Origin of the sequence: Paenibacillus peoriae KCTC 3763 (assembly GCF_000236805.1) — a bacterium.
Taxonomy (GTDB): domain Bacteria; phylum Bacillota; class Bacilli; order Paenibacillales; family Paenibacillaceae; genus Paenibacillus; species Paenibacillus peoriae.
Genome location: NZ_AGFX01000037.1, coordinates 24,451 through 44,312, shown reverse-complemented (window position 1 = coordinate 44,312; position 19,862 = coordinate 24,451). Strand labels below are relative to the sequence as shown.

Annotated in this window: 21 protein-coding genes; 5 read left to right on the top strand and 16 right to left on the bottom strand. The window is 46.2% G+C overall.

Annotated features, from left to right (window positions below; translation table 11 throughout):
- Positions 1–64: 64 nt before the first annotated feature.
- The 8 genes from KQI_RS0118395 to KQI_RS0118365 all read right to left on the bottom strand — a co-directional run bounded on the left by KQI_RS0118395 (position 65) and on the right by KQI_RS0118365 (position 7,929).
- On the bottom strand, positions 65–1,027 hold the full coding sequence (locus KQI_RS0118395) for an alcohol dehydrogenase catalytic domain-containing protein (protein ID WP_010348338.1): 963 nt from the start codon (positions 1,025–1,027) through the stop codon (positions 65–67).
- The gene (locus tag KQI_RS0118390) at positions 1,024–2,133 is read right to left on the bottom strand and encodes a flavin monoamine oxidase family protein (RefSeq protein WP_010348337.1); all 1,110 of its coding nucleotides are present in this window, start codon (positions 2,131–2,133) and stop codon (positions 1,024–1,026) included. Before KQI_RS0118390 ends, KQI_RS0118395 begins: the two co-directional genes overlap by 4 nt.
- 286 nt (positions 2,134–2,419) lie before the next feature.
- A complete protein-coding gene (locus KQI_RS0118385) occupies positions 2,420–2,749 on the bottom strand; it encodes a thioredoxin family protein (protein ID WP_010348336.1) in 330 nt (109 codons plus the stop codon).
- Between the two features lie 62 nt (positions 2,750–2,811).
- The gene (locus KQI_RS0118380) at positions 2,812–3,477 is read right to left on the bottom strand and encodes an ArsR/SmtB family transcription factor (RefSeq protein WP_010348335.1); all 666 of its coding nucleotides are present in this window, start codon (positions 3,475–3,477) and stop codon (positions 2,812–2,814) included.
- A 218-nt stretch (positions 3,478–3,695) separates the two neighbouring features.
- Complete coding sequence (gene trxA / locus KQI_RS0118375) at positions 3,696–4,013, bottom strand: thioredoxin (RefSeq protein WP_010348334.1); 318 nt, start codon at positions 4,011–4,013, stop codon at positions 3,696–3,698.
- Between the two features lie 238 nt (positions 4,014–4,251).
- A complete protein-coding gene (locus tag KQI_RS28580) occupies positions 4,252–4,533 on the bottom strand; it encodes a hypothetical protein (RefSeq protein ID WP_138984821.1) in 282 nt (93 codons plus the stop codon).
- A 158-nt stretch (positions 4,534–4,691) separates the two neighbouring features.
- Complete coding sequence (locus tag KQI_RS0118370) at positions 4,692–6,569, bottom strand: terpene cyclase/mutase family protein (RefSeq protein WP_010348332.1); 1,878 nt, start codon at positions 6,567–6,569, stop codon at positions 4,692–4,694.
- A gap of 778 nt (positions 6,570–7,347) precedes the next feature.
- Positions 7,348–7,929, bottom strand: a complete 582-nt coding sequence (locus tag KQI_RS0118365; protein ID WP_010348331.1) for a TetR/AcrR family transcriptional regulator — start codon at positions 7,927–7,929, stop codon at positions 7,348–7,350.
- Between the two features lie 330 nt (positions 7,930–8,259).
- Here KQI_RS0118365 and KQI_RS0118360 point away from each other — a divergent pair, with 330 nt between their 5' ends.
- Positions 8,260–8,700, top strand: a complete 441-nt coding sequence (locus tag KQI_RS0118360; RefSeq protein ID WP_010348330.1) for a nuclear transport factor 2 family protein — start codon at positions 8,260–8,262, stop codon at positions 8,698–8,700.
- Positions 8,701–9,231: 531 nt separating this feature from the next.
- On the opposite strand, the gene KQI_RS0118355 is transcribed toward KQI_RS0118360, so the two are convergent.
- Genes KQI_RS0118355 through KQI_RS0118335 form a run of 5 tightly spaced genes read right to left on the bottom strand, consistent with a single transcriptional unit; the run spans position 9,232 to position 13,607 of the window.
- A complete protein-coding gene (locus KQI_RS0118355) occupies positions 9,232–10,560 on the bottom strand; it encodes an ABC transporter permease (protein ID WP_010348329.1) in 1,329 nt (442 codons plus the stop codon).
- On the bottom strand, positions 10,553–11,455 hold the full coding sequence (locus KQI_RS0118350; RefSeq protein WP_010348328.1) for an ABC transporter ATP-binding protein: 903 nt from the start codon (positions 11,453–11,455) through the stop codon (positions 10,553–10,555). The genes KQI_RS0118355 and KQI_RS0118350 overlap by 8 nt, the downstream gene beginning before the upstream one ends.
- A complete protein-coding gene (locus KQI_RS0118345; protein WP_010348327.1) occupies positions 11,452–12,441 on the bottom strand; it encodes an ATP-binding cassette domain-containing protein in 990 nt (329 codons plus the stop codon). The genes KQI_RS0118350 and KQI_RS0118345 overlap by 4 nt, the downstream gene beginning before the upstream one ends.
- A gap of 5 nt (positions 12,442–12,446) precedes the next feature.
- Positions 12,447–12,848: a GntR family transcriptional regulator gene (locus KQI_RS0118340; protein ID WP_010348326.1), complete on the bottom strand. Its 402-nt coding sequence runs from the start codon at positions 12,846–12,848 to the stop codon at positions 12,447–12,449.
- A 39-nt stretch (positions 12,849–12,887) separates the two neighbouring features.
- Complete coding sequence (locus KQI_RS0118335) at positions 12,888–13,607, bottom strand: hypothetical protein (RefSeq protein WP_029390229.1); 720 nt, start codon at positions 13,605–13,607, stop codon at positions 12,888–12,890.
- A gap of 241 nt (positions 13,608–13,848) precedes the next feature.
- Between KQI_RS0118335 and KQI_RS0118330 the strand changes: the two genes are divergently transcribed.
- A complete protein-coding gene (locus KQI_RS0118330; protein ID WP_010348324.1) occupies positions 13,849–14,076 on the top strand; it encodes a DUF1858 domain-containing protein in 228 nt (75 codons plus the stop codon).
- 14 nt (positions 14,077–14,090) lie between these two features.
- Entirely contained in the window at positions 14,091–15,350 is a 1,260-nt protein-coding gene (locus KQI_RS0118325) for a DUF438 domain-containing protein (RefSeq protein ID WP_010348323.1), read from the top strand.
- Here KQI_RS0118325 and KQI_RS0118320 read toward each other — a convergent pair.
- On the bottom strand, positions 15,307–15,864 hold the full coding sequence (locus KQI_RS0118320; protein WP_010348322.1) for a GNAT family N-acetyltransferase: 558 nt from the start codon (positions 15,862–15,864) through the stop codon (positions 15,307–15,309). The two genes, KQI_RS0118325 and KQI_RS0118320, sit on opposite strands and share 44 nt — an antisense overlap.
- A 143-nt stretch (positions 15,865–16,007) precedes the next feature.
- Here KQI_RS0118320 and KQI_RS0118315 point away from each other — a divergent pair, with 143 nt between their 5' ends.
- A complete protein-coding gene (locus KQI_RS0118315) occupies positions 16,008–17,315 on the top strand; it encodes a hypothetical protein (protein WP_010348321.1) in 1,308 nt (435 codons plus the stop codon).
- A 68-nt stretch (positions 17,316–17,383) separates the two neighbouring features.
- Here KQI_RS0118315 and map read toward each other — a convergent pair whose 3' ends face one another.
- Together map and KQI_RS0118305 are read right to left on the bottom strand one after the other, a co-directional pair.
- Positions 17,384–18,133 carry a type I methionyl aminopeptidase gene (gene map, locus KQI_RS0118310; RefSeq protein WP_029390228.1) on the bottom strand — a complete coding sequence of 250 codons (750 nt, stop codon included), beginning with the start codon at positions 18,131–18,133 and terminating at the stop codon, positions 17,384–17,386.
- Positions 18,134–18,272: 139 nt separating this feature from the next.
- The gene (locus KQI_RS0118305) at positions 18,273–18,461 is read right to left on the bottom strand and encodes a hypothetical protein (RefSeq protein ID WP_007428354.1); all 189 of its coding nucleotides are present in this window, start codon (positions 18,459–18,461) and stop codon (positions 18,273–18,275) included.
- Positions 18,462–18,824: 363 nt separating this feature from the next.
- On the opposite strand from KQI_RS0118305, the gene KQI_RS0118300 reads away from it, so the two are divergent.
- A complete protein-coding gene (locus KQI_RS0118300; protein WP_010348319.1) occupies positions 18,825–19,862 on the top strand; it encodes a serine hydrolase domain-containing protein in 1,038 nt (345 codons plus the stop codon).

Here is a 19,862-nt window from a genome sequence, read left to right as displayed (position 1 = left end):
TGGAGTTGGAGTCTTCTTTTTGTAAGCACTAGATATTCAAAAATGGCAGTGTCCTATCGTCACCCTACTCAGATATATTCAAAACAGCACGGAATCGAGTCGATGCTGACATCATTTTATCGTATGCTTCGCTGGCTCGTTCTAATGGGAATGTTTCAATCATAGGCCGAACATCAGTAAGAACGCTAAAATTAATCGTTGCTTGAATTTCTTTTGCTTGTCCGGTAAACGAGCCTCTTACGGTATTCGGTCCTTTTAAAAAGTCCATTGCTGACAGCTCCAATTGATCGCCCGAACCCGCCACAATAATCAGTTCGCTATCTTGACCAAGCCCATTGATAAGAGACGAAATAGCTTTAGCGTTCGGCGCAGTAGCGAGGATGACTTTGGCCCCACCTAGTGCCTGTAATGCCTCAGCAGGATCTTCTTTTTCTGAATCAATGTAGAGATGCGCCCCAAGTTGACGTACCAGTGTTTCTTTATCACTCCCCCGGGAAATGGCGGCTGTACGATACCCTGCTTTATTCGCAAACTGAATGGCAAGGTGTCCAAGTCCACCAATCCCCTGGATAGCAACCAGATCACCTGGTCGAGCCTTGCTGTTTTTAAGGGCACTAAAAGTGGTTTCACCAGCACACATAAGTGGAGCAGCTTCCAACGCCGAAAGTTCATCCGGAATGCTGGACAAACTATCCTCATAGGCGACCATGTATTCAGCATAACCACCGTCTATTGTCAATCCCGTTACGTGGTTATGCCCTCCATGCCATCCAATACCGACACGCTCACCAATCTTCCACTTCGTCGAACCAGCTCCAAGTTCTTCGACTATACCAATCACTTCATGGCCCGGAATGCGGGGATACTCCGAGGCAGCTCCCCCGATGGCCATCGAGTCTCCATTACATACTCCGCATGCTTCTACGCGGAGCCGTACTTGCCCTTCTCCAGGCTGGGGAACCGGGATTTCAACCAGCTGCATTTTTTCCCCTTTAGACGGAATTTGTATAGCTTTCATCATTTTCATGAATAGAACCTCCTTAGTGTAGTTATTTTCAATGCTGCTTGCTCAGCTGACTGAAGTGCACCTTCTAGATGCCCACCAAATTCTGAACTAGTCTCTGTACCAGCAAAAATAATTTTATTTCCCCATACCCCAGCTTTTGGCGGTTGGCCATAGCTTGGGAAATTTTGAAGAGGAGCACTGTCTTCAGCTACAGCTGTTTCAGTATCTCTGGACCAATCTTTGTAAAGAACCGCACTTACTTTTTTGGCAGAAGGTCCGAAAAGTCTTACCAATTGATCTATGACTTGTTCTAAAATCTTATCCTCTCCTAGCTCTCGGCGGACTTTCGCCGACATTCCGAAGAAACCAAACAATGCACCAGCACCTGTATCAGGAGATGCATCATGGATTTCTTGCAAGGGTCCAGCCCAACTTGATACGAAGCCTGAAAGCCCAGACTCTCTCCAAAAGGGATGTTCATAGATAGCAATTGCTTTGGCCTGTCCTGCCATCCAAGTGGGTTTGTTGACAAGGTCGGCGATCAGTTCTGGAGAGAGGGCAGGAAAAAAATCGATATGGCGTGCTACAAGTCGAGGCGGCAATGCTAGGATAACAGCACTAGCAAGAAATTCCCTTTTCTGGCCACCAGTAAGGTCTGCCTCAATTGTAATAGAACCGGAGTCATCCAATTGAATTGCCGTCACTCGCGTTTTTAATTCAACAATCCCGGGAGGCAGCGTACCTGCTATCGCTTCAATTAAAGACTGTATACCTCCTGTGAATCGCATTGACCTTTGAACAGAGTGCTCTGGCGGGATATAACGCTCGGGTGGTTGGTTTTGAAATCGTTCAAATAACATGGCCCCTTTGGTGTACTGATCGAAAGTTTCTAGCTGTAGTTCTTGAACGAGATTGGTAATCGTACGCTCATACTGCGGCCAAAACCAGGTCGGACCAAGATCAAATTTGCCCAATTCAGGCCTGTTGGGACTAAGTGTGCTCAGAATCCTGCCGCCAATTCTATCTCTAACCTCTAGAACCTTACATTCAATACCTTGCGCTGTAAGCAGAGAGGCAGCACGAAGGCCACTTAAACCAGCACCGACAATAATTACAGGATTATTCAAACTCTCCCCCATCCTTTTTGGACAATCTTATTAAGCATTTTCAAGAATGACTGATCTTAACGAATAAATTTTTTTATACAATTGAAATCAACTTATCGATTGAATAATTGAATTATATGAATTAACATTTTTTAAGTCAAGGGCTGAGGGGATACAATCTCGGCCTTCGTTAGTGGCTGCCAGCACAAAGACACCTTCAGAATTATCACTCATCTTACGATGGTTCCATTTCTTTGAAGGTGTTTTAACATGTTTCACCTTATTGCGCCTATTTATCTGTAGTTCGTTATATCATACTGTACATCTGTTGTAATTGCGTTGCTAATCGGTCAAACTGAACAAACCGGCCTTCACGGAAATATTCTTTTTGGTCAAGAAACACGATTATGGCAGGAACCGAAAAAATCAGAAATTTTCCTGCGACCTCTGCTACTTGGCTAGCCTCGATATGAGCCAGCTTTATTTCGGAATAGTTTCTGAGTAATTCTTTGATTTTGGGATAAATAGCATGACACACGCTACAATCCTCTCGGGATACATATAATATGCTCAACCGGTTTTTCTGAATAAATGGTTCTATTTCTTCAATTGAAGTTATTTCTTGAACTTCCATCATAAACTCACCGCCCTCTGAAGATAAACCTTTATTCAAACAAAAAGGCAGCAGGGATAAATTTTCTACTGTGCAGCTTGAGCATTCCACTCCCGAACACCCTCTTCGATTCGATAAGCTTTGAATCCTTGCTTTTGTATATAATCAACGGCCTGAGATGTTAAAGAACAGTAAGGTCCACGACAATAAGCAGCAAGCTCCACATCAGCCTTATTTATTGTTTTTAGGTATTCTCTCAGATGTTCTAAAGGAACTGAAATGGCACCTGGTATATGAGCTGTTTCAAATTCCTCAGAAGGGCGAATATCTATGACAATAATTTTTTCCTGCTTCATTTTTTCCAACAGATCCTGCTTAGTGATACTCTGAACATCTTGATATTGCCTTTCTAACTCTTCTTTAATTTGTTTGATGTCTGAGAGCCTGTCCTCACATATATTCCATAACGAAGATAAAAACTGTGTTACCGACGAATCACTAATACTATAAATGACATAAGTACCCTTTTTATAACACTTTACCAATCGAGCCTCTAACAAAATTTGTAGATGTCGCGAAACGTTTGCAACACTCATTCCAGTTTGTAAAGCCAATCCCTCAACAGATTTTGGGCCATTCGATAATATGTCCATAATCTCAAGTCTTTTATCACTGGATAGACACTTTCCAATTCGCGCAAATTGTTGATATAAGCGTTCTTTAATATCTGATTTAGAATTGGAGTCCCCCATGTTGTTAAACCCCTCTTTATTTATATATTTAACTGATCAACGTTTTCAAGGAATATGGCTTCCTTTCTACATTTATACTGTCATTATTTCCAATTGCGAAATGCTAAATTCATCATTTTTTCTTGGGGGACTTGGTCATCTTCACTTTTTTTGTAGGAAAACGACGGTTCTGATAATTCAAAACCGTCGCTTTATTCGCCATTATTTAGACACCACTATTAGTCAGCCAACCCCAAGATTTTTTCTCTGAGATCTTGTTTATGAGTAATTCCCACCATCGTTTCAGACAACTTCCCATCTTTAAATAATAAAAGTGTTGGAATACTTCTAATACCATACTGTGAGGCTACTTCCGTCTCTTCATCAACATTAACTGTGGCAAGTGTCGCCTGCCCCGCTAACTCATCAGCTAGTTCATTTACGATTGGAAGTTGAATTTGGCATGGTCCACACCATGGTGCCCAAAAATCAACTAACGTTACTCCGGATTTAATATTGGCGTTGAATGTTTCTTTTGTTAAAGCTATGGCTCCCATAAATAAAATCCCCCTTATTTAAATTATCATTTATTCAATTGATTAATTGAATTATAGTGTGGAAATAGATTCCCGTCAAGCCTTAAATCGCATTTCAGGGACATTATGTACTTAATAATTGGCTTTAAAGATAACGGTGTCGGTGACTTACATACCGCGTATTTGGTGTGTACTTTCTTAAATGTAACAAAAGGAAAAGCTGCTCGAATGAGCAGCCTTTCGCCTTAACCTATTTCTTCTAACTACCCCACACCATATTCCACATCCGTCTGCGGTGGTAAGGGTTCTGGGGATCTACGCCGCAGCCCATCAGCCATTGTGCCGCATTTTCTCTTTCAACTGGTGACACCGGTACACCCATACATTCGGAGAGTCGATCAATCATACTGCAGCAGCCATGGTGGCATTTTAAATCCTCATATTTCTGGGCACATAAAATGCCGCACACCTTGTGGAAACATCGTGGGTCCATCATTCTACGGCGGAATGTTCCCATTAAACGGGGATCAAGTTGGGACATGCTTGTTGTCTCCTTTCACATATGCTCCATTCTCGTTTGTAGCCGGAGGTATAGGTTAAAAACTACTTTTTATCGGCTTGAAGAGGAGTTAGTATAGCATATGCGGATCGAATAGAAAGTACAGGGTGTATACCGGTAATCCAGGAAAATGTGGCATTTTAGCAGCCTTTATACTTCTGTTCATAGTGACTGAGCGTGAGCAGGGGCCAGATCTGCGGATAACTGTGATACTGGATATAGAAATGCCCCGGGAGACCTGCTCCGGTCGGATATGTTACCCGCTTGCTACCTTCCTCTCGATTCCAGTCGATCAGTAGGGAGGTGGCTTCTTTGATTTCCTTCACAGGTGTATCATGAACCGCAATCAGCAGATCCAGCGCCCATGCAGTGTGAACGACCGTGGAGTAAGGAGCTGCAATGTAGGTTTTCTTTACATCACTCTTGCAGGACTCCCCCCAGCCACCATCCGGCTGTCTCATGCGGAGTAGCCAGTCTGCTGCTTGTTGAATTGCGGGATGCTCCGCTGATAAACCTACCGCTCTTAGTCCTGTTACGGCAGCCCATGTTCCATACAGATACGATACTCCCCAGCGGCCATACCAGGATCCATCCCGCTGCTGCCGCTTCAGCAGCCAGCGCACTCCCGCCTGTACCCGCGGATGATTCGTTGTCAGCTTCACATGACTCCCCAGAAACTCCAAAGTCCTCCCCGTCACATCCGCCGCTGAAGGATCAAACGCCGTATCTTCGAAGTTCTCTACTGCAAACAGACGAGTCATGAAGGAAGTGCTGTTCCGCTCAAAAGCGGCCCAGCCACCGTCATCATTTTGCCTGCGGAATAAGTACTGTACTCCTTTTCTCCATGACTCAAGACTGTCTGCGTGATAAGACGTGTACCGCGTCAGCGCCCGCAGCACCGCCTGCGTATCATCCACATCGGGGTTCGCCTTGTTGCTTTCGGAGAATCCCCAGCCGCCTGTCATGTGCAGCAGAGAGCCTCCTGCCTGCTCTTTCTTCTCTGTATGCTGAAGCGACAGCAAATACGCTGCTGCCCGCTGCACGGTATCATCCCCTGCTGAAAGCCCGGCCTCCTGCAGCGTGTAGGAAGCAAGCGCCGTATCCCATACGGTGGAAGGAGAGTTCTGAATATGTACCCCCTCATCCGTCTTCGTTACAAAAGAGAGCAGCCCCTTCATCGCATGGGAGATCACAGGCGAGTCCGGCTGATAGCCGATCGCCAGCAGCGCATAGATCATAAAAAAAGTAGCACTTGCATAGCTGTACAGCGTCCCGTCCCCTTCAATATGCTCCAGTATAAAGCTCTCGGCCTTTTGGATAGAATGGTTTGACCTTTTTCCTTGCAAACCGGAAGGGTTCCGGTTTTGTTTTTTCGCGGACCGTCTGCGGCCGTGGCTCTGATGATGCAGCTTATTGTACTTCGGCGTCGTGTAGAGATGGGAGATGTCTGCACCAGAAGGATGCGGTAGAGTGAATTTGAGGTGCCCCAGAATGAGAATCGGGGCGAAATGAGTCCTGACGTACGAGCTCCAGCGGTAAAAGCTAAATGGAATCCATTTGGGGAGATGGATCAAAAATAGAGGCATCGGATAATACGAAGGCCACGGATACAGGTCGTTCAAGGCCAGCATAAACTTAGTGGAGACATGTGCCTTCTCGACTCCGCCGTTGCGGAGAATATAATCCTTGGCCCGTTTCATCAGCGGTGCATCCCGCTCCAGATAACCGGATAGCAACAGCGCGGTATACCCCTCTATTGTGGAGGATAGGTGGCCATCATCGTCGTCGTACTGTTTCCATTCGCCTCCATCCGCCTGTTTATGCACCAAGCGCTGGGCCAGCTGCGAAAGGAGTTCTTGTTCTTCGGGATACAGGGAGCTGATGAGGATCATCATACTGGCATCCGTCATCGGCCCTGTTTCAAAATCATATCTCCATGACCCATCTTCCTGCTGTTCCGACTGAATCCGGGTCATATAACGGTTGATCTCGGCTTGTACTTTCTCCAGCAATTCCATAAGCGTTTCACCCCCTACCTTGGTTTGCTGTATAAGGAATAACAGCATTGTTGTCCGTGATGCTCTTATCGTATGTAGGGGATTCGTTATTGGTGGAGGTGTATACCTAAAGGACTGTTTAAATTAAAAGGGAAAGTTCGATGCATAAGGAGGATAAAGAACTTGGGAGGGGATGTGTGACGTATGAATAACCGTTGTTCAACATACAATTCCGGCTGGAGACTTCGCAAATGCTGGCATCCCCCCAGAAGACAAGCATACAATATGGAAGCAGGACTAGCTTGCCACTACATTATCTAAAGGATGGTATGGTGTGAAAATTCTGATGCTGCCCGGCCATAACAGGCCTATATTTTACCGTCGCCTTACAAGTAAGGCAACAATCCATTGTCAAACAGGTAATAAGAGGCTATAGTCTCCGAGATATCAACGGTAGCCGCTATCTGTTCAATTGTAATCTTAATCTCGGACGTTACCAGATCAGAAACTTGCTTTTCCACAACTTGATTTATTTGTAGATACGGCCACTCATATTTCTCTTTAAGTTTTTTATATCTGTGCTCCGAATAGGTTCGCCAACTGCAATCAATGCTCTGAAAACATTCTAACCTCGATCCCCTTCACCGAGGGGAATCGAGATCAAGGTTGTTATTTTGAGTGATACAGTAATGTCTGAGCCAATAGCAGAGCTTTTATTTGACCCATCCTAATTATGAATGAGATTGATTGTAACCCTTTTGTTAGTGATTGCAGTGTAGATTAAGTTTTCCCTTTGATATCACCTTACGAAAAACGTATCCAAAATAAGATTCACAAACTCAACCCGCTTTTCTTGTGACTCCTCTTCACCTAAAAAATTCAGTTGAAACGAACGTTGAAAACAGCCTCCCAGCAATAAATCCGCTACAGTCCTTGGATGTAATTTCTCGCTAATTCTTCCCATTTCTCTTTCTTTCAATAAATAAGCTTCCACCACCTCATTTGCCATATACGGACTTTCATTTCGTAGAGTAAAACTTTCTCGATGACGAAGCAATATTGATGGTTCCGAGAAAATAGAACAAATTATAGGCATCGAAGTATGATAGTCCTCCAAGGCAGCTAGGGCAACTTGTTCAAGATTTCTCCGCACCGTTTCTTTACCAGCCAGGCTTTGCAACAATGTTAAAGCGTTCATTAAATTTTTCAATTTCCCTTGTAAAACATGTAGAAATATATCTTCCTTATTTCTAAAGTGATTATACAACGATCCTTCGGAGCAACCGGCTGCTCGAGCAATTTCCTTGGTTGTGGTCTTAGCAAGTCCGTTCATTAATAATACACGTTCGGTAGCTTCAACTATTTTGTCTTTTAAATCCAAAGTTTATCCCCCGCTCTATTGACAAGTCATTGAAAGTCGTTTATGCTCCTATTATGAGTGTGCACTCACCCAAAGTCAAGTTTTGTTATATTGTTCATTAAATGATGAATCTCTTGTTTATTTGAGTGTGTGCTCACTCAAATTGTTGTGAAAGGAGTGATAAACAATCTTAATGCAATTACGCGCCGTCTTAGATACTAGAGTGAACTCTAGATGTATATGAGTGTGTACCCACTCATGAAAATAATTTATTTTTGAACCGAGTTGTACAGAATCCAAGAAAAAATAGCTCAAAAGAGCAAGTATTTACTAACGAGGAGGAAGACATATATGTCTTTAGAAATTTTGCAAGCAAAATCAGAATTGAGAGAATTAGTTGATGCTTTTTCAAATTTGGGAGATGAAAAAAGAATTTCAGAACAAGTGCTTTTATTTACACCTGATGGTAGATATAAGGTTTACTTCGGGGAACAATTGGTGTCTGATATTTCAGGAAGAAAACAATTAGAAGAGGAGTTCACAGGTCACGCTTCTATTGTAAAACGTTATTTCTCGCTTAACGGACAGCACAATGTGAAAGTGGGTGGCAATACTGCAACAGGTGTTTCATATTCCCAACTTAAAATGGTAAGAGATGAGGATGGCAAAGAAGTTATCACTGACTATAGTGTTAGATATGATGATGAATATGAACTCCAAAACGGAACCTGGTTAATAAAGGAACGCGTTGCTCACTTTATTATTATAGAAGCAAAACCATTACAGGACTAATATTTTTTTATACTTCATATCAAAGCTTAAAGGTGGAAGTTTGTATTTGTTCTAATCACTACTTTTCGGCGAATTGTGGTTTTGCTATGCCACGGTTCGCCGATTAAACTTTTCCTTTACCCATGGTCTCCTCTTTGGAGTATCTTAAAATTTCACCTTAGAGTGGATACGATGAACCGTATCGATAATAGTGATAAAGTTGGAGAGTTAAACTGAGTATGGCTATTTTATCTTGATTTCTTACACCAATGTGCCCCCACATTCCCAACAAGCAAGCTTCATCTAACGATCTGGCCGTAATCAAACACCGTTTAATCTCATTTATAATTGTATACTTTTTATTAAGTAAGTTCCCTTTATAGTGCGGTATCAATTTATTATGTCACTACCAATAGAATAAAAAAACCTTGAATCATCAATGTTTTTGAGGATTCAAGGTGGCTATAATGTCTCAAACATATATCCAAAAAATCTCAGTTATTAATTACATTTGTCCCAACTATAATGGTTACTCACACTTCTGAAAAAAGTCTAAATTTTATAAGCCTTCATAGCTTTTCTTAGCTCTTTAAAAGTAGGACGTTTGCCGTACATTAAGACGCCCGTCCGATAAATCTTGGCGGCCAGCCAGCCGAAGAACAGAATGGAGACGACCAGAATGGCAAGTGACAGCCATATTTCCAGCAGACTTGCCCGTTCCAAACCAATGCGCAGCAGCATGACGGTCGGAGAAAAGAATGGAATGTATCCAGCGACCTTGACGAACATCGTGTCAGGTGCGGCTATATTGAAGATACCGATATAAAAGGCAGCCAAAGAAAGCACGGTAATCGGCATAATCGCTTGTCCCAGTTCCTCTGTGCGGCTAACGATGGAGCCGACAGCCGCGAACAATACGGCGTACAGAAAGTAACCCAGGATGTAAAAAATCAAACCGTAGTTGAGCACCGCAGTGTTCAACTGTGACAGGTCCAGCCCGGCTGAGCTGAGGATGGCACCGTTATGCGGCAGCATGAGGTTGGCACTTATAACGATGGCGAAAACAGCGATCTGCATCAATCCGACCAGGAAGATACCGATAATCTTCCCGAACATTTGGGTCAACGGCGATACGCTTGTGATGAGAATCTCCATAATACGAGAACTTTTTTCCGAAGTCACCTCTGAAGCAATCATATTGCCCGTCATCATCGATGAGGTGAAGAACAAGATCATCAGTATATAGACCAAGCCATAGTTAATCATAGAGGCCGCTTTATCCTTTGTCCCTGCAGCTCCCCCTGTCTCAGACGGACTGTCCACTTCCCTGCTATCCACGACTACAGGTGTGCTAATTTCACGAACTTGATCACTGGTCAACGCATTGCCGCCAATGATGGCTTGAACCTTTGCTGCCTGTAATCCCGTTTGCAGCAATGTAATGACAGCCGGGGACGGTTCTTTTTCTACAGATACGTACTCCACTTGGGGAAACGTTGCTCCCTTGGCGACAGGCTCCTTGAGCTCCACATAACCTTGCAGCTTCCCGTCTTTCAATGCCTGCTGCATGGCCGGAGCTTGTGCACTGTCGTAACGTACCCAACTCGCTGCCGGATTGGACTGCTCCTTCGTGAATTTCTCCAGTTGATTCGCGATCTCTGTTCGGCTGCCAGCAATCAATGCCAGACGATGTTGCTCGGCTGCTGTTTTCCCGGAGCCGCCTGCAACACCTGCCCCTTCTCCTTTAAACAAAGAAATCAAATACGGCAGGTTCATGCCCAGGGTAATGAGCAAGGCCAATACCAGCGTCGTTATGATAAAAGATTTGGTTCTCGCCTTCTGACGAAACGTAAAACCGATCACCGTACCCAATCTATTCATGCGAATCACCCACCTCTCGTATGAAAATTTCGTTCAGCGTAGGCTCCTTGATCTCAAAATGCTCCACATCTGTTTGCCCCAGAGCCGTTTGTAAAATCAGCTTTGCCGCATCCGCTTGCTCAATATGCAGCAGCCAGCCGCGATCCAAAGGTTCCACACGAAGCACACCCGGTAATTGCTCCAGTCCGTTCACTTCACCTGTGGTAATGAGCCGAACTTTTTCACGCGGGTAGCGGTTCTTGATTTCCTGCACACTTCCCTGTACAACTGTATTGGAACGATGCAAAATCGTAATATGGCGGCACAGCTCTTCCACATGCTCCATGCGGTGAGTCGAAAATAAAATCGCAGTTCCAGCGTCCCGCAGCTCCTTCACCGTCTCCTTCAGCAGCTCGACATTCACAGGATCAAGCCCGCTGAAAGCCTCGTCCAATATGAGCAGTGTCGGGCGATGCACGACCGCTGCAATAAAGCCCATTTTCTGCTGGTTCCCTTTGGATAGCTCTTCAATCCGCTTGTCATAATACTCCGGTACGCCAAAACGCTCCAGCCAGTAGCGCAGGCTCTTGTCCGCCTCCTTGGCCGACATGCCGCGCAGCCTGCCCAAATAGTTTATTTGCTCGCTCACCTTTACTTTGGGGTACAGCCCGCGCTCCTCGGGCAAATAGCCCATCGTCCGCTGAAGCTCCTTGCTGTACGGCTTTCCTTCATATTGAATGCTTCCCCCGTCAGGGTAAATCAGGCCGAGTACCATCCGCATCGTTGTCGTTTTACCTGCTCCATTGCCGCCCAGTAGTCCGTAAATTTCGCCGCCGTTCACATTCAACGAAATTCCATTTACCGCCGTATGATTTCCATACTGCTTCACGACTTCTTCCAATTGCAGCATACTCATGAATGCTCATCCCCTTTCTTCTGCGCGAAAGTCCCTTCATTGCCTGGTAATTGCCCCGCAGTCCAATGTATTAAAATATCATCCAGCTCCAGACGCCGCACACGGATGGGACGAATACCTGCTTGCTCCAAAATGGCGCTGGCTTCTATTGCCTCCAACGTTACAATTCGTTGCAATCGGCCTTCACTCTCTGTCTCTATAACCCCCGGAAGCTCTGATGCTTCCTCCGGCGTGCCCTCAAACCACATTTCCTTGCTATTTTCGAGCAGATAATCCTTTTCCAGCTTGCCGAGCAGCCTGCCTTCATGCATCAGGACGATATAATCTGCCAAGCGCTTGATTTCATCTATGATATGAGTGGCGATAATGATCGTCGTTTTGCCGTTTTCCATACAATCCCGCAGTTCCTCCAGCATAATCTTCCATGCAAAAGGATCCAGACCCGACGAAGGCTCATCCAGCAGCAATAAACGAGGATGAGGCGCCAAGGCAGCAGCCAGCTCAAACTTGCGACGCTCTCCCTTGGACATACGCGATAATTTGGTATGCTGTGGAACCTGAAAACGTTCCATCATACGCTGAAAACGCGTTTCATCCCAGCCGGGATACCACATCGCTCGAAAAGAAGCCGCGGCTTCCGCCGTGAGTCGATCTTCCTCGCGGGCCGGCTGCTCCGGCACATATCCGATCCATTGCCGCGTATCTACAGGTATACCGTTCGGGTGCACTTGGCCGAACCAGCGAATTTCACCGGAATCCGGGTGGACAAGCTGGGTCAGCAAATGAATCAATGTGCTTTTTCCTGATCCGTTATGTCCGGCCAGAGCGACCACGTATCCCGGCTCAATGGTCAGATTAATCGGTCCAATCTGGCGGTCTCTCCGGGTTTTATAGATCTGGTTCATCTCAATAATCGGTGCTTTCACCTGTACTTCCTCTGGTGTTCCTACTGGCACTTCCACATGGTTATTTACATGGGTCTTCACGGGCGTCACTCCTTCGCTTGGACTTCATACCTTTTCTTCACCATTTCTGCGAAAAGCTCCAACAATTCCTGTTCTGTCATCTGTACAGCGATGCCCGTAGCAATCGCTGTGTCCAGTGCCTCGGTCACCGCCTTGAGTCGGTGGGCTGAACGCATATCTTCCTCGACCAGCGCGACGAAGGTTCCCGTTCCCTGGCGGGTACGAAGCAAGCCTTCGTTCTCCAAATCCTGATAGACCCGCCGGACGGTGATCACGCTGCAACGGAGCGTCCCCGCAAACTCCCGAATGGAGGGAAGCAGCGTTCCCGCTGCAATCTGTCCGGTTACGATGAGTGAACGAAGCTGCTTTTCAATCTGCGCATACAGCGGTTCAGCGCTATTCTCATCAATTTGCACCGGTATATTCACCTGCGTCTCTCCCCTCTCTGCATCCTCCTACACATGCCGCTATGCCAGATCACGCTTGATAAGCTTGCGCAGTGTCATTCGATAGGACACAAAAGTTCCAAAAACTCCTGCCGCCAGCGCTCCCCACATCACAGGGGACAACAGCTGCCATTCCTTGCTGTAAAATGCCGTTATGGATACCAGATTGGCTCCATATATTCGAACCATAATCGAAATCATTCCGCAAATCAGCATGATGATAAGTGATAGCCAAAAGTAGACTTTTCCTCTTTTAAGAAATTCCAAATACATATAGATGGCCTGAATCAGCATCCCGTAGCCTATCCAGGTCATAGCAAACGATATAAAGAAACCTGGGCCGGCATAGGCCCGAAGCGTCCCTGACAGCGCAAATAGAAAAATAAAAAATACCGCACCGTTCCCGATAAACGCAAAAATCGCTTGTTGAATTCGACTCATAATGACCGTGCTCACCGGGATGGGCAATATGCGAAGGAATGCCAGCATATGTGTATAGGAGTCTTCCTGCAAATATTTAAAGGTACGACGGTTATAAATGAATCCAAGAAACGGCGTCAGCACCAGCATGACAAAATCAGCTGCCGGATTTAAAGCTCCACTCTCACCAAACTCCATACCTACAACAAAGCTCATGGTAAAACCCAGATACATAGTAAAAAGTAATGTCCACAATAGTGCATATGGATTATTGCGAAAATCTTGACGGGTGATTGTCCATGCCTGCTTCATGATTGTCATTTTCTCATCCTGATCCTTTCTGCACTGCTGTAATGACAAACTCAGCCTCTTATGTCTTCTGAGGATCATCACATTGATCAGTGTTATTGCTGTGCATATCTTTATACACAGTATATAAACCATACAACACACCTGTCAAATTAAAAATTTAAAATTTAAATTGTGCGTACAATCACAAGGACTCGCCTGAACCTATGCTACTCTGTAACTGATAAACGTTCTCACTAAAGGGGATGAACAGATGGATAAGATACTACATTGGGATGAGCCGATATTTAACCTTGTTAATCGATATCCCGTAGTGAAGGACATTATGGTGGAGCTTGGTTTTCACGATATTGCCAAGCCTGGCATGCTGCAAACCGCGGGACGTTTTATGACACTGTCCAAAGGAATTGTACTAAAGAAGATGAGTATGGAAACTGTGCAGCAAACGTTTATGCAGCATGGTTTTACCATTCAAAAATAAAGGAGCTAAAGATCATGAGCGAGCTAATTAACAACCGTGAACACACAGCGCAGGAATTAACGGAACGTCAACGAGTCCTGAAGGAAATTATCAAAGAATTACATGCCGGAAAAAGCGTGGAGGAAGTCAAAGCGCGCTTCGCAGAAGCTGTTGGCGGAGTAAGCGTGTCTGAAATTTCCGCCATGGAGCATGCATTGATGACCGAGGAGGGAATCCCGGTGTCGGAAGTCCAACGTCTCTGTTCCGTGCATACGTCGATTTTCAAGGGCTCTATTGAGGATATTCACCGTCCTTCAGGACCGGAAGAACAGCCAGGACATCCTGTCCATACCTTCAAGCTGGAAAACCGTGAGATCGAACGGCTGGTCAACTTCAAGCTGGCATTGCATGCAGAGCAATTTCAAAAGGAAGACAGCCCCAAGGTTATTTACAAGCTGCTCGAGGATTTAAGTCTGCTGATGGATCTCGACAAGCACTATAGCCGCAAAGAAAATCTGGTCTTCCCTTATCTGGAGCGCTACGGCATATTCGGTCCTACCAAAGTAATGTGGGGAGTGGACGACGGCATCCGTAATTCGATCAAAGAGGCGAAGAACCTGCTCACCCAATATAGCGGAGATCGTGAGCTGATCGGGAAGGCGCTTGCCCATATCATTAGCGAAGTCAACGAAATGATATTCAAAGAAGAAAATATTTTACTGCCGATGGCACTTGGCAAGCTAACTGAGGATGAATGGCTGAAAATAGCCCGGGAAAGCGAGGAAATCGGGTTCTGTCTAACCGCTCCTGAGCGGGAATGGATACCTGAGCGTGCGGCGGAGCCTGTAGAAGCGGTTGAGCAAAAGGAAGGAGCATCAGGAACACCACAAGGCTTTGTGCGATTCGAGACGGGGATTCTATCCGTGCAACAATTGGAACTGCTGATGAACCACCTCCCCGTTGATTTGACCTTTATCGATGAAAATGATATTGTTCGCTATTTCTCTCACGGCAAAGAACGGATCTTTGCCCGCACAAAAGCCGTCATTGGTCGTACCGTACAAAATTGCCACCCGCCGCAAAGCATGCATGTCGTTGAGAAGCTGCTGGAAGACTTCAAGGCAGGTCGCAAGGATGTGGAGGATTTTTGGATTCCGATCAAGGACAAATTTGTCTTTATCCGTTATTTTGCCATTCGTGATGCCGAAGGCCGCTATCTGGGAACGCTGGAATTCACGCAAAATGTCGCGCCTATTCGCGCTCTTGAAGGACAAAAGCGGATTCTGTCGGAATAGTTTCCCAGCCGTAGGCTAACATATTCAGGTTTTTGCCACCTATATGAATAAGATGCTGTTCTACTACTAGCTTGGCCCCCAGCCTTTCATAAAATGTACATGCTGGATTATCCGCTAACACCCACACGATCGCGGAGTGAATCTGCATACTGCTGAAATGCTGTAGTAGACGCATCAATAAGCCTCTCCCCAATCCCAAACTATGGTATTCTTTTAGAATATAAATAGCCGTTATTTCCCCCCCATACGGGGGGTATTCTTTTGACTTTTCCGGACCTCCACTTACAAATCCGATGATTTCCCTCTTCTCATTTTCCGCTACATTTTCCGCTACAAATACCAGATGACCATCCGCACTGGAAAGCTTCGCATTCCACAGCTCTGTTCTTTGCTCATAAGAAAGCTGCTCCAGAACCTCGTCAGGCATTATATTTTTGTATGTCGTTCTCCAGCAATCCACATGCACCTTGGCGATGTCCGCGGCATCTGTTATCGTCGCTTCCCTGATTATCATTTGGGCCACCCCTATTTCCAGTATTATGCTTTTTATTCTATCGACGAGCTGAATCTTGATCTATAATAAGAATGTTCATTGTTTCGTGAAGTTCGATATTACAGCAGCTCTCATACCACTCAGTTTTTATTGGAGGATTCGACTTGAATAAAATCGTTTTATTTTATGTTCCGCTAGGCATTTCGTCTTTGATTGCCGCACTAACACATGTCATCGTTAATGCCGTGCTCGCGCGTTCAGAGCATCCTTCATTTACATTAAGCAGCTATGCGGTCGCCGTCAGCCTGTGCCTGCTGCTGGAAACTCCGTTAACCGCCGTGCGGCAGATGACCACGAAATTCGGTTATGACCGCAAGTCGGTTCATTCTATTGGCATTTTATGTGCATTCGTAGCAGCGGCTGTACTAATCGTTGGCTGGAGTATCGGGCTGACACCCGTAGGTAATCTGGTCTTTCAGTATGTATTCGGCGTCTCCCCGGCATTGATCGAACCTACCAAGAACGTATTTCAGGTTCTTACTTTACTATACATATTGGTTGCTGTCCGTAACATTTATCAGGGACTCATCATTAACAAGCACCGAACTGCATGGATGACATTCAGTTCGTCCATACGTATTGTTGTGATGCTGATCGCGTCCTGGTTTTTAATCTGTGCAGGCTGGACTAATGACGGACGAATCGGAGCCGCCATTTTTATTGCAGGCATCTTCATTGAACTGGTAGTCACCTTTTTAGAAGGACGGATTTTGAAAGGAAAGCTGCCGCCTGACAATGGAGAACAAACCATCCAGCATGCGAAACATCTGCTCCCTTTTTACCTTCCTTTGCTGTATTCGGCGCTGGTGCTGGTTATTCTGAATCCTTCCATACAAGCTGCGCTGAACAATACATCGGACCCGCTGTTGGCCGTGGCCTCCTTCTCCGTAGCCCTGCAAATTTTGAATTTGTTCGTCTGGTTTTGCAGCTCATTACATCAGATCGTCATTCAATTTTATACATCCAGGCGCCGGGAGGTTCTGATATTTTTGAGCTTTTTGTCGGCCCTGTCGCCATTGCTGCTGCTGTTGTTATCCTTCGGATTTGCTGGTGACCCTGTGTTGCGGAATGTATTGGGATTGGAAGGAGAGCTTTTGCTGGAAACCAGAGGGCTGCTTCGCATATTGGCTGCTTATGTCGCATTTTATCCTTGGGTAGAATATTTTATTGGGCGGTCGATATTGATCGGCAATACCAAACCCATCTTCATTGGCAGGCTTTTTTCTGTGGGTTTTGCGATTCTGGCGCTGATCCTGTGCATCTGCTTTTTTCCAGGGCTGGACGGCAAAGTGGCTGGAATTGTGATGGCCGTGTCCTCCCCCATTGAGCTGAGTATCTATCTGCTGCTCTATCGAAAAATATCTATGAACACCATGCAAAATATCTATGTACACCATGAAGAATCATCCTGAGAAAAAATTCACCTAGAGAGCCTAATGCAAAGGAAAAGCACATTGGACTCCCTAAGGCACACTATCCTTTACGAGGTCAAAATATATGGGCCGTTCTTCGTGATCGCAATCGTATGCTCGTATTGTGCGCCCCAGCTACCGTCGGCCGTGCTGATGGTCCAACCATCATCGTCCCACAGTACGGCTCCTTCGGTTCCGAGCGTAAATACCGGCTCAATGGTAATCACCATTCCTTCACAGAGCCGTAATCCCGTTCTGGCACGGCCGTAGTGCAGAACATCCGGCGGCTCGTGCATCTGGCGGCCAATCCCATGCCCGAACAAAGGCTTGACGATGCCGAACCGCCGCCGGCCTGCCGCTTTTTCCACTGCATGCCCGATATCCCCCAACGTTTTCCCTGGACGGGCAACCTCGATTCCGCGCACCAGCGCCTTATGGGTCTGTCGCAACAGCCGTGCAACCGGACGACTGACGTTACCTACCGCATAGGTCCATCCCCGGTCGGCCAACCAGCCGTCCTTGTTAACCACGATATCTATGGTCACAATATCCCCATCATGCAGCACCCGCTCCGAGGGGAAGCCATGACATACGACCTCGTTGACCGAAGCGCAGGTTGCATAAGGAAAGCCTTTATAGCCCTTTTGTTCGGGCGTGGCTCCGCGCTTGCTCAAAAACTGCTCCACCCATGCATCAATTTCAAGCGTTGTAATTCCCGGAAGAATACGGCTCTCCAGCGCACGATGGCAATCAGCCAAAATGCGCCCGGCTTCTCTCATATAGCCGATTTCCTCCGGTGTTCGTATCGCTACCTCTATTGGAATCCGCCTCCTTTGTGCACACCATTTTTACTAAACCTATCCCATTGTATGCAAGACGAACACAAAAAAACCGTCTCCTCTGTGGATAGACGGTTTATAAAAGGCGTATTTCTAGTTTTGCGGGTAATTATACCCTTTAAGATACTGAAGAGTTTATGCGACCGAGTTCGTTTTCCACCACCATGGTTAACTCTTCCTCATACCCTCCTGTAATCCGGTATTTTCGCACATATTCCTTTACAAATTTTTTGGGATCCTTAGGCCGGAAAATTCGAGTCATTTCCCGCAGACTTTCCTTAACTTCATTGTGACCTTTCGTTGCCATGTAACTCCCTCCCAAAACGTTGAAAATAAGTGCTCCGTTGAAGAGAATGCCGAAAAGTATAGATGTCCTTATGCAGTGAAGTAGTATGTCTAATGCAGCTTAGGTCGGGAACGCCTTATGCAAGGCATGTACCTGACACTATTATTAACCGATCTTCGTTTGGCTGAATCACTACCCCATTATAACATATTCAGATACTGCTTTCAGCTTTCCAGTAAATTTACATTGAGTTTACCTATCTTTTACGCTTCATGTTATTTAGAGCAACGATCTAGCTGGCTTACAGAGGTATACCTTATTTATCGGCTTTTGGAGTGTATGTGTTTGGGGTAAAATAAATAAACATAACAAGGAGGGAAAAGGATGCGCCGCTATGCTCCGTTGTTCACCGCCCCGGTCGCCCGTCTATCTGTCCTGATCACCGGAACTTGTGAAGAGGAGGGCGTCAATGCCTCCCTACTCGATCAGGCTGACCATGAAATCGAGAAAAAATTTACTAAAATGCGCAGCTTCCTGCTGCTTCGCCGCGGTAAGCTGATCTGGGAACGGTATTACAACGGTCACGAAGCAAGCGCTCTGAACGATCTGCGCTCTGCGACCAAAAGCTTCACTTCCACGCTCATCGGTATTGCCATGGCACGTGGCGATATGCCTGGGCCGGAGACGGCTGTGCATAAGCTGTTGCCTGAGTATCTGCCACGGCGGGAGAGCCCGCTGCTGGAGCGGATTACGATTCGCCATCTGCTGACGATGACATCCGGTCTGTATTGGCAGACGGGCAAAAAGCTTGGAGAGGCTTTTATCCGCCGTTTTCATCGCAGCAAAAGCTGGCCGTCCTTTGCCCTGCGCCTGCCAGTGCAGGCGGATCAGCTCGGCGTTTTCCAATACCGCAGTGTGGATTCGCATCTGTTGTCCGTATTGCTGACCCAATGCTGCGGGACTGACGCCTATACGTTCGCGCTACACCATCTCTTCGAGCCGTTAGGCTTCGGGAGAAGCCGATGGGCTCAAGACCCTGAGGGCTATACTATGGGACACATCGGTCTGTATCTCACATCACGTGATATGGCTAAATTCGGCGATTGTTGCCTTCATCAAGGCTGCTGGAATGGACAGGAGCTGATCTCGGCGGACTGGCTGCGTCAAGCGACGCAGCGACAGGTTGAAGGCTATCCGGAATTCGGGGACTACGGATTCCAATGGTGGACCGGACGACTCCATGGCATCAATTACGCATGTGCGCACGGACATGGAGGACAGCAAATTTATGTTGTTCCTGAAGCAGATGCAGTCGTGGTATTTACTGCAGACAGCAAGGTCAGCCGCTGGAAAAATCCACGCTCACTACTGGAGCGCTACATTTTGCCAGCCATATCCTCCCTCAGCCTGGAACGTTCCTGA

Excerpts from the sequence above, each read along its gene's own strand:
- KQI_RS0118350 (WP_010348328.1), bottom strand. The coding sequence starts at position 11,455 with ATGAGTATGCTGCAATTGGAAGAAGTCGTGAAGCAGTATGGAAATCAT.
- KQI_RS0118335 (WP_029390229.1), bottom strand. The coding sequence starts at position 13,607 with ATGACAATCATGAAGCAGGCATGGACAATCACCCGTCAAGATTTTCGC.
- KQI_RS0118325 (WP_010348323.1), top strand. The coding sequence starts at position 14,091 with ATGAGCGAGCTAATTAACAACCGTGAACACACAGCGCAGGAATTAACG.
- KQI_RS0118395 (WP_010348338.1), bottom strand. The coding sequence starts at position 1,027 with ATGAAAATGATGAAAGCTATACAAATTCCGTCTAAAGGGGAAAAAATG.
- KQI_RS0118360 (WP_010348330.1), top strand. The coding sequence starts at position 8,260 with ATGTCTTTAGAAATTTTGCAAGCAAAATCAGAATTGAGAGAATTAGTT.
- KQI_RS0118355 (WP_010348329.1), bottom strand. The coding sequence starts at position 10,560 with ATGAATAGATTGGGTACGGTGATCGGTTTTACGTTTCGTCAGAAGGCG.
- KQI_RS0118370 (WP_010348332.1), bottom strand. The coding sequence starts at position 6,569 with ATGGAATTGCTGGAGAAAGTACAAGCCGAGATCAACCGTTATATGACC.
- KQI_RS0118330 (WP_010348324.1), top strand. The coding sequence starts at position 13,849 with ATGGATAAGATACTACATTGGGATGAGCCGATATTTAACCTTGTTAAT.
- KQI_RS0118320 (WP_010348322.1), bottom strand. The coding sequence starts at position 15,864 with ATGATAATCAGGGAAGCGACGATAACAGATGCCGCGGACATCGCCAAG.
- KQI_RS0118305 (WP_007428354.1), bottom strand. The coding sequence starts at position 18,461 with ATGGCAACGAAAGGTCACAATGAAGTTAAGGAAAGTCTGCGGGAAATG.
- KQI_RS28580 (WP_138984821.1), bottom strand. The coding sequence starts at position 4,533 with ATGTCCCAACTTGATCCCCGTTTAATGGGAACATTCCGCCGTAGAATG.
- KQI_RS0118385 (WP_010348336.1), bottom strand. The coding sequence starts at position 2,749 with ATGATGGAAGTTCAAGAAATAACTTCAATTGAAGAAATAGAACCATTT.
- KQI_RS0118300 (WP_010348319.1), top strand. The coding sequence starts at position 18,825 with ATGCGCCGCTATGCTCCGTTGTTCACCGCCCCGGTCGCCCGTCTATCT.
- KQI_RS0118380 (WP_010348335.1), bottom strand. The coding sequence starts at position 3,477 with ATGGGGGACTCCAATTCTAAATCAGATATTAAAGAACGCTTATATCAA.
- trxA (WP_010348334.1), bottom strand. The coding sequence starts at position 4,013 with ATGGGAGCCATAGCTTTAACAAAAGAAACATTCAACGCCAATATTAAA.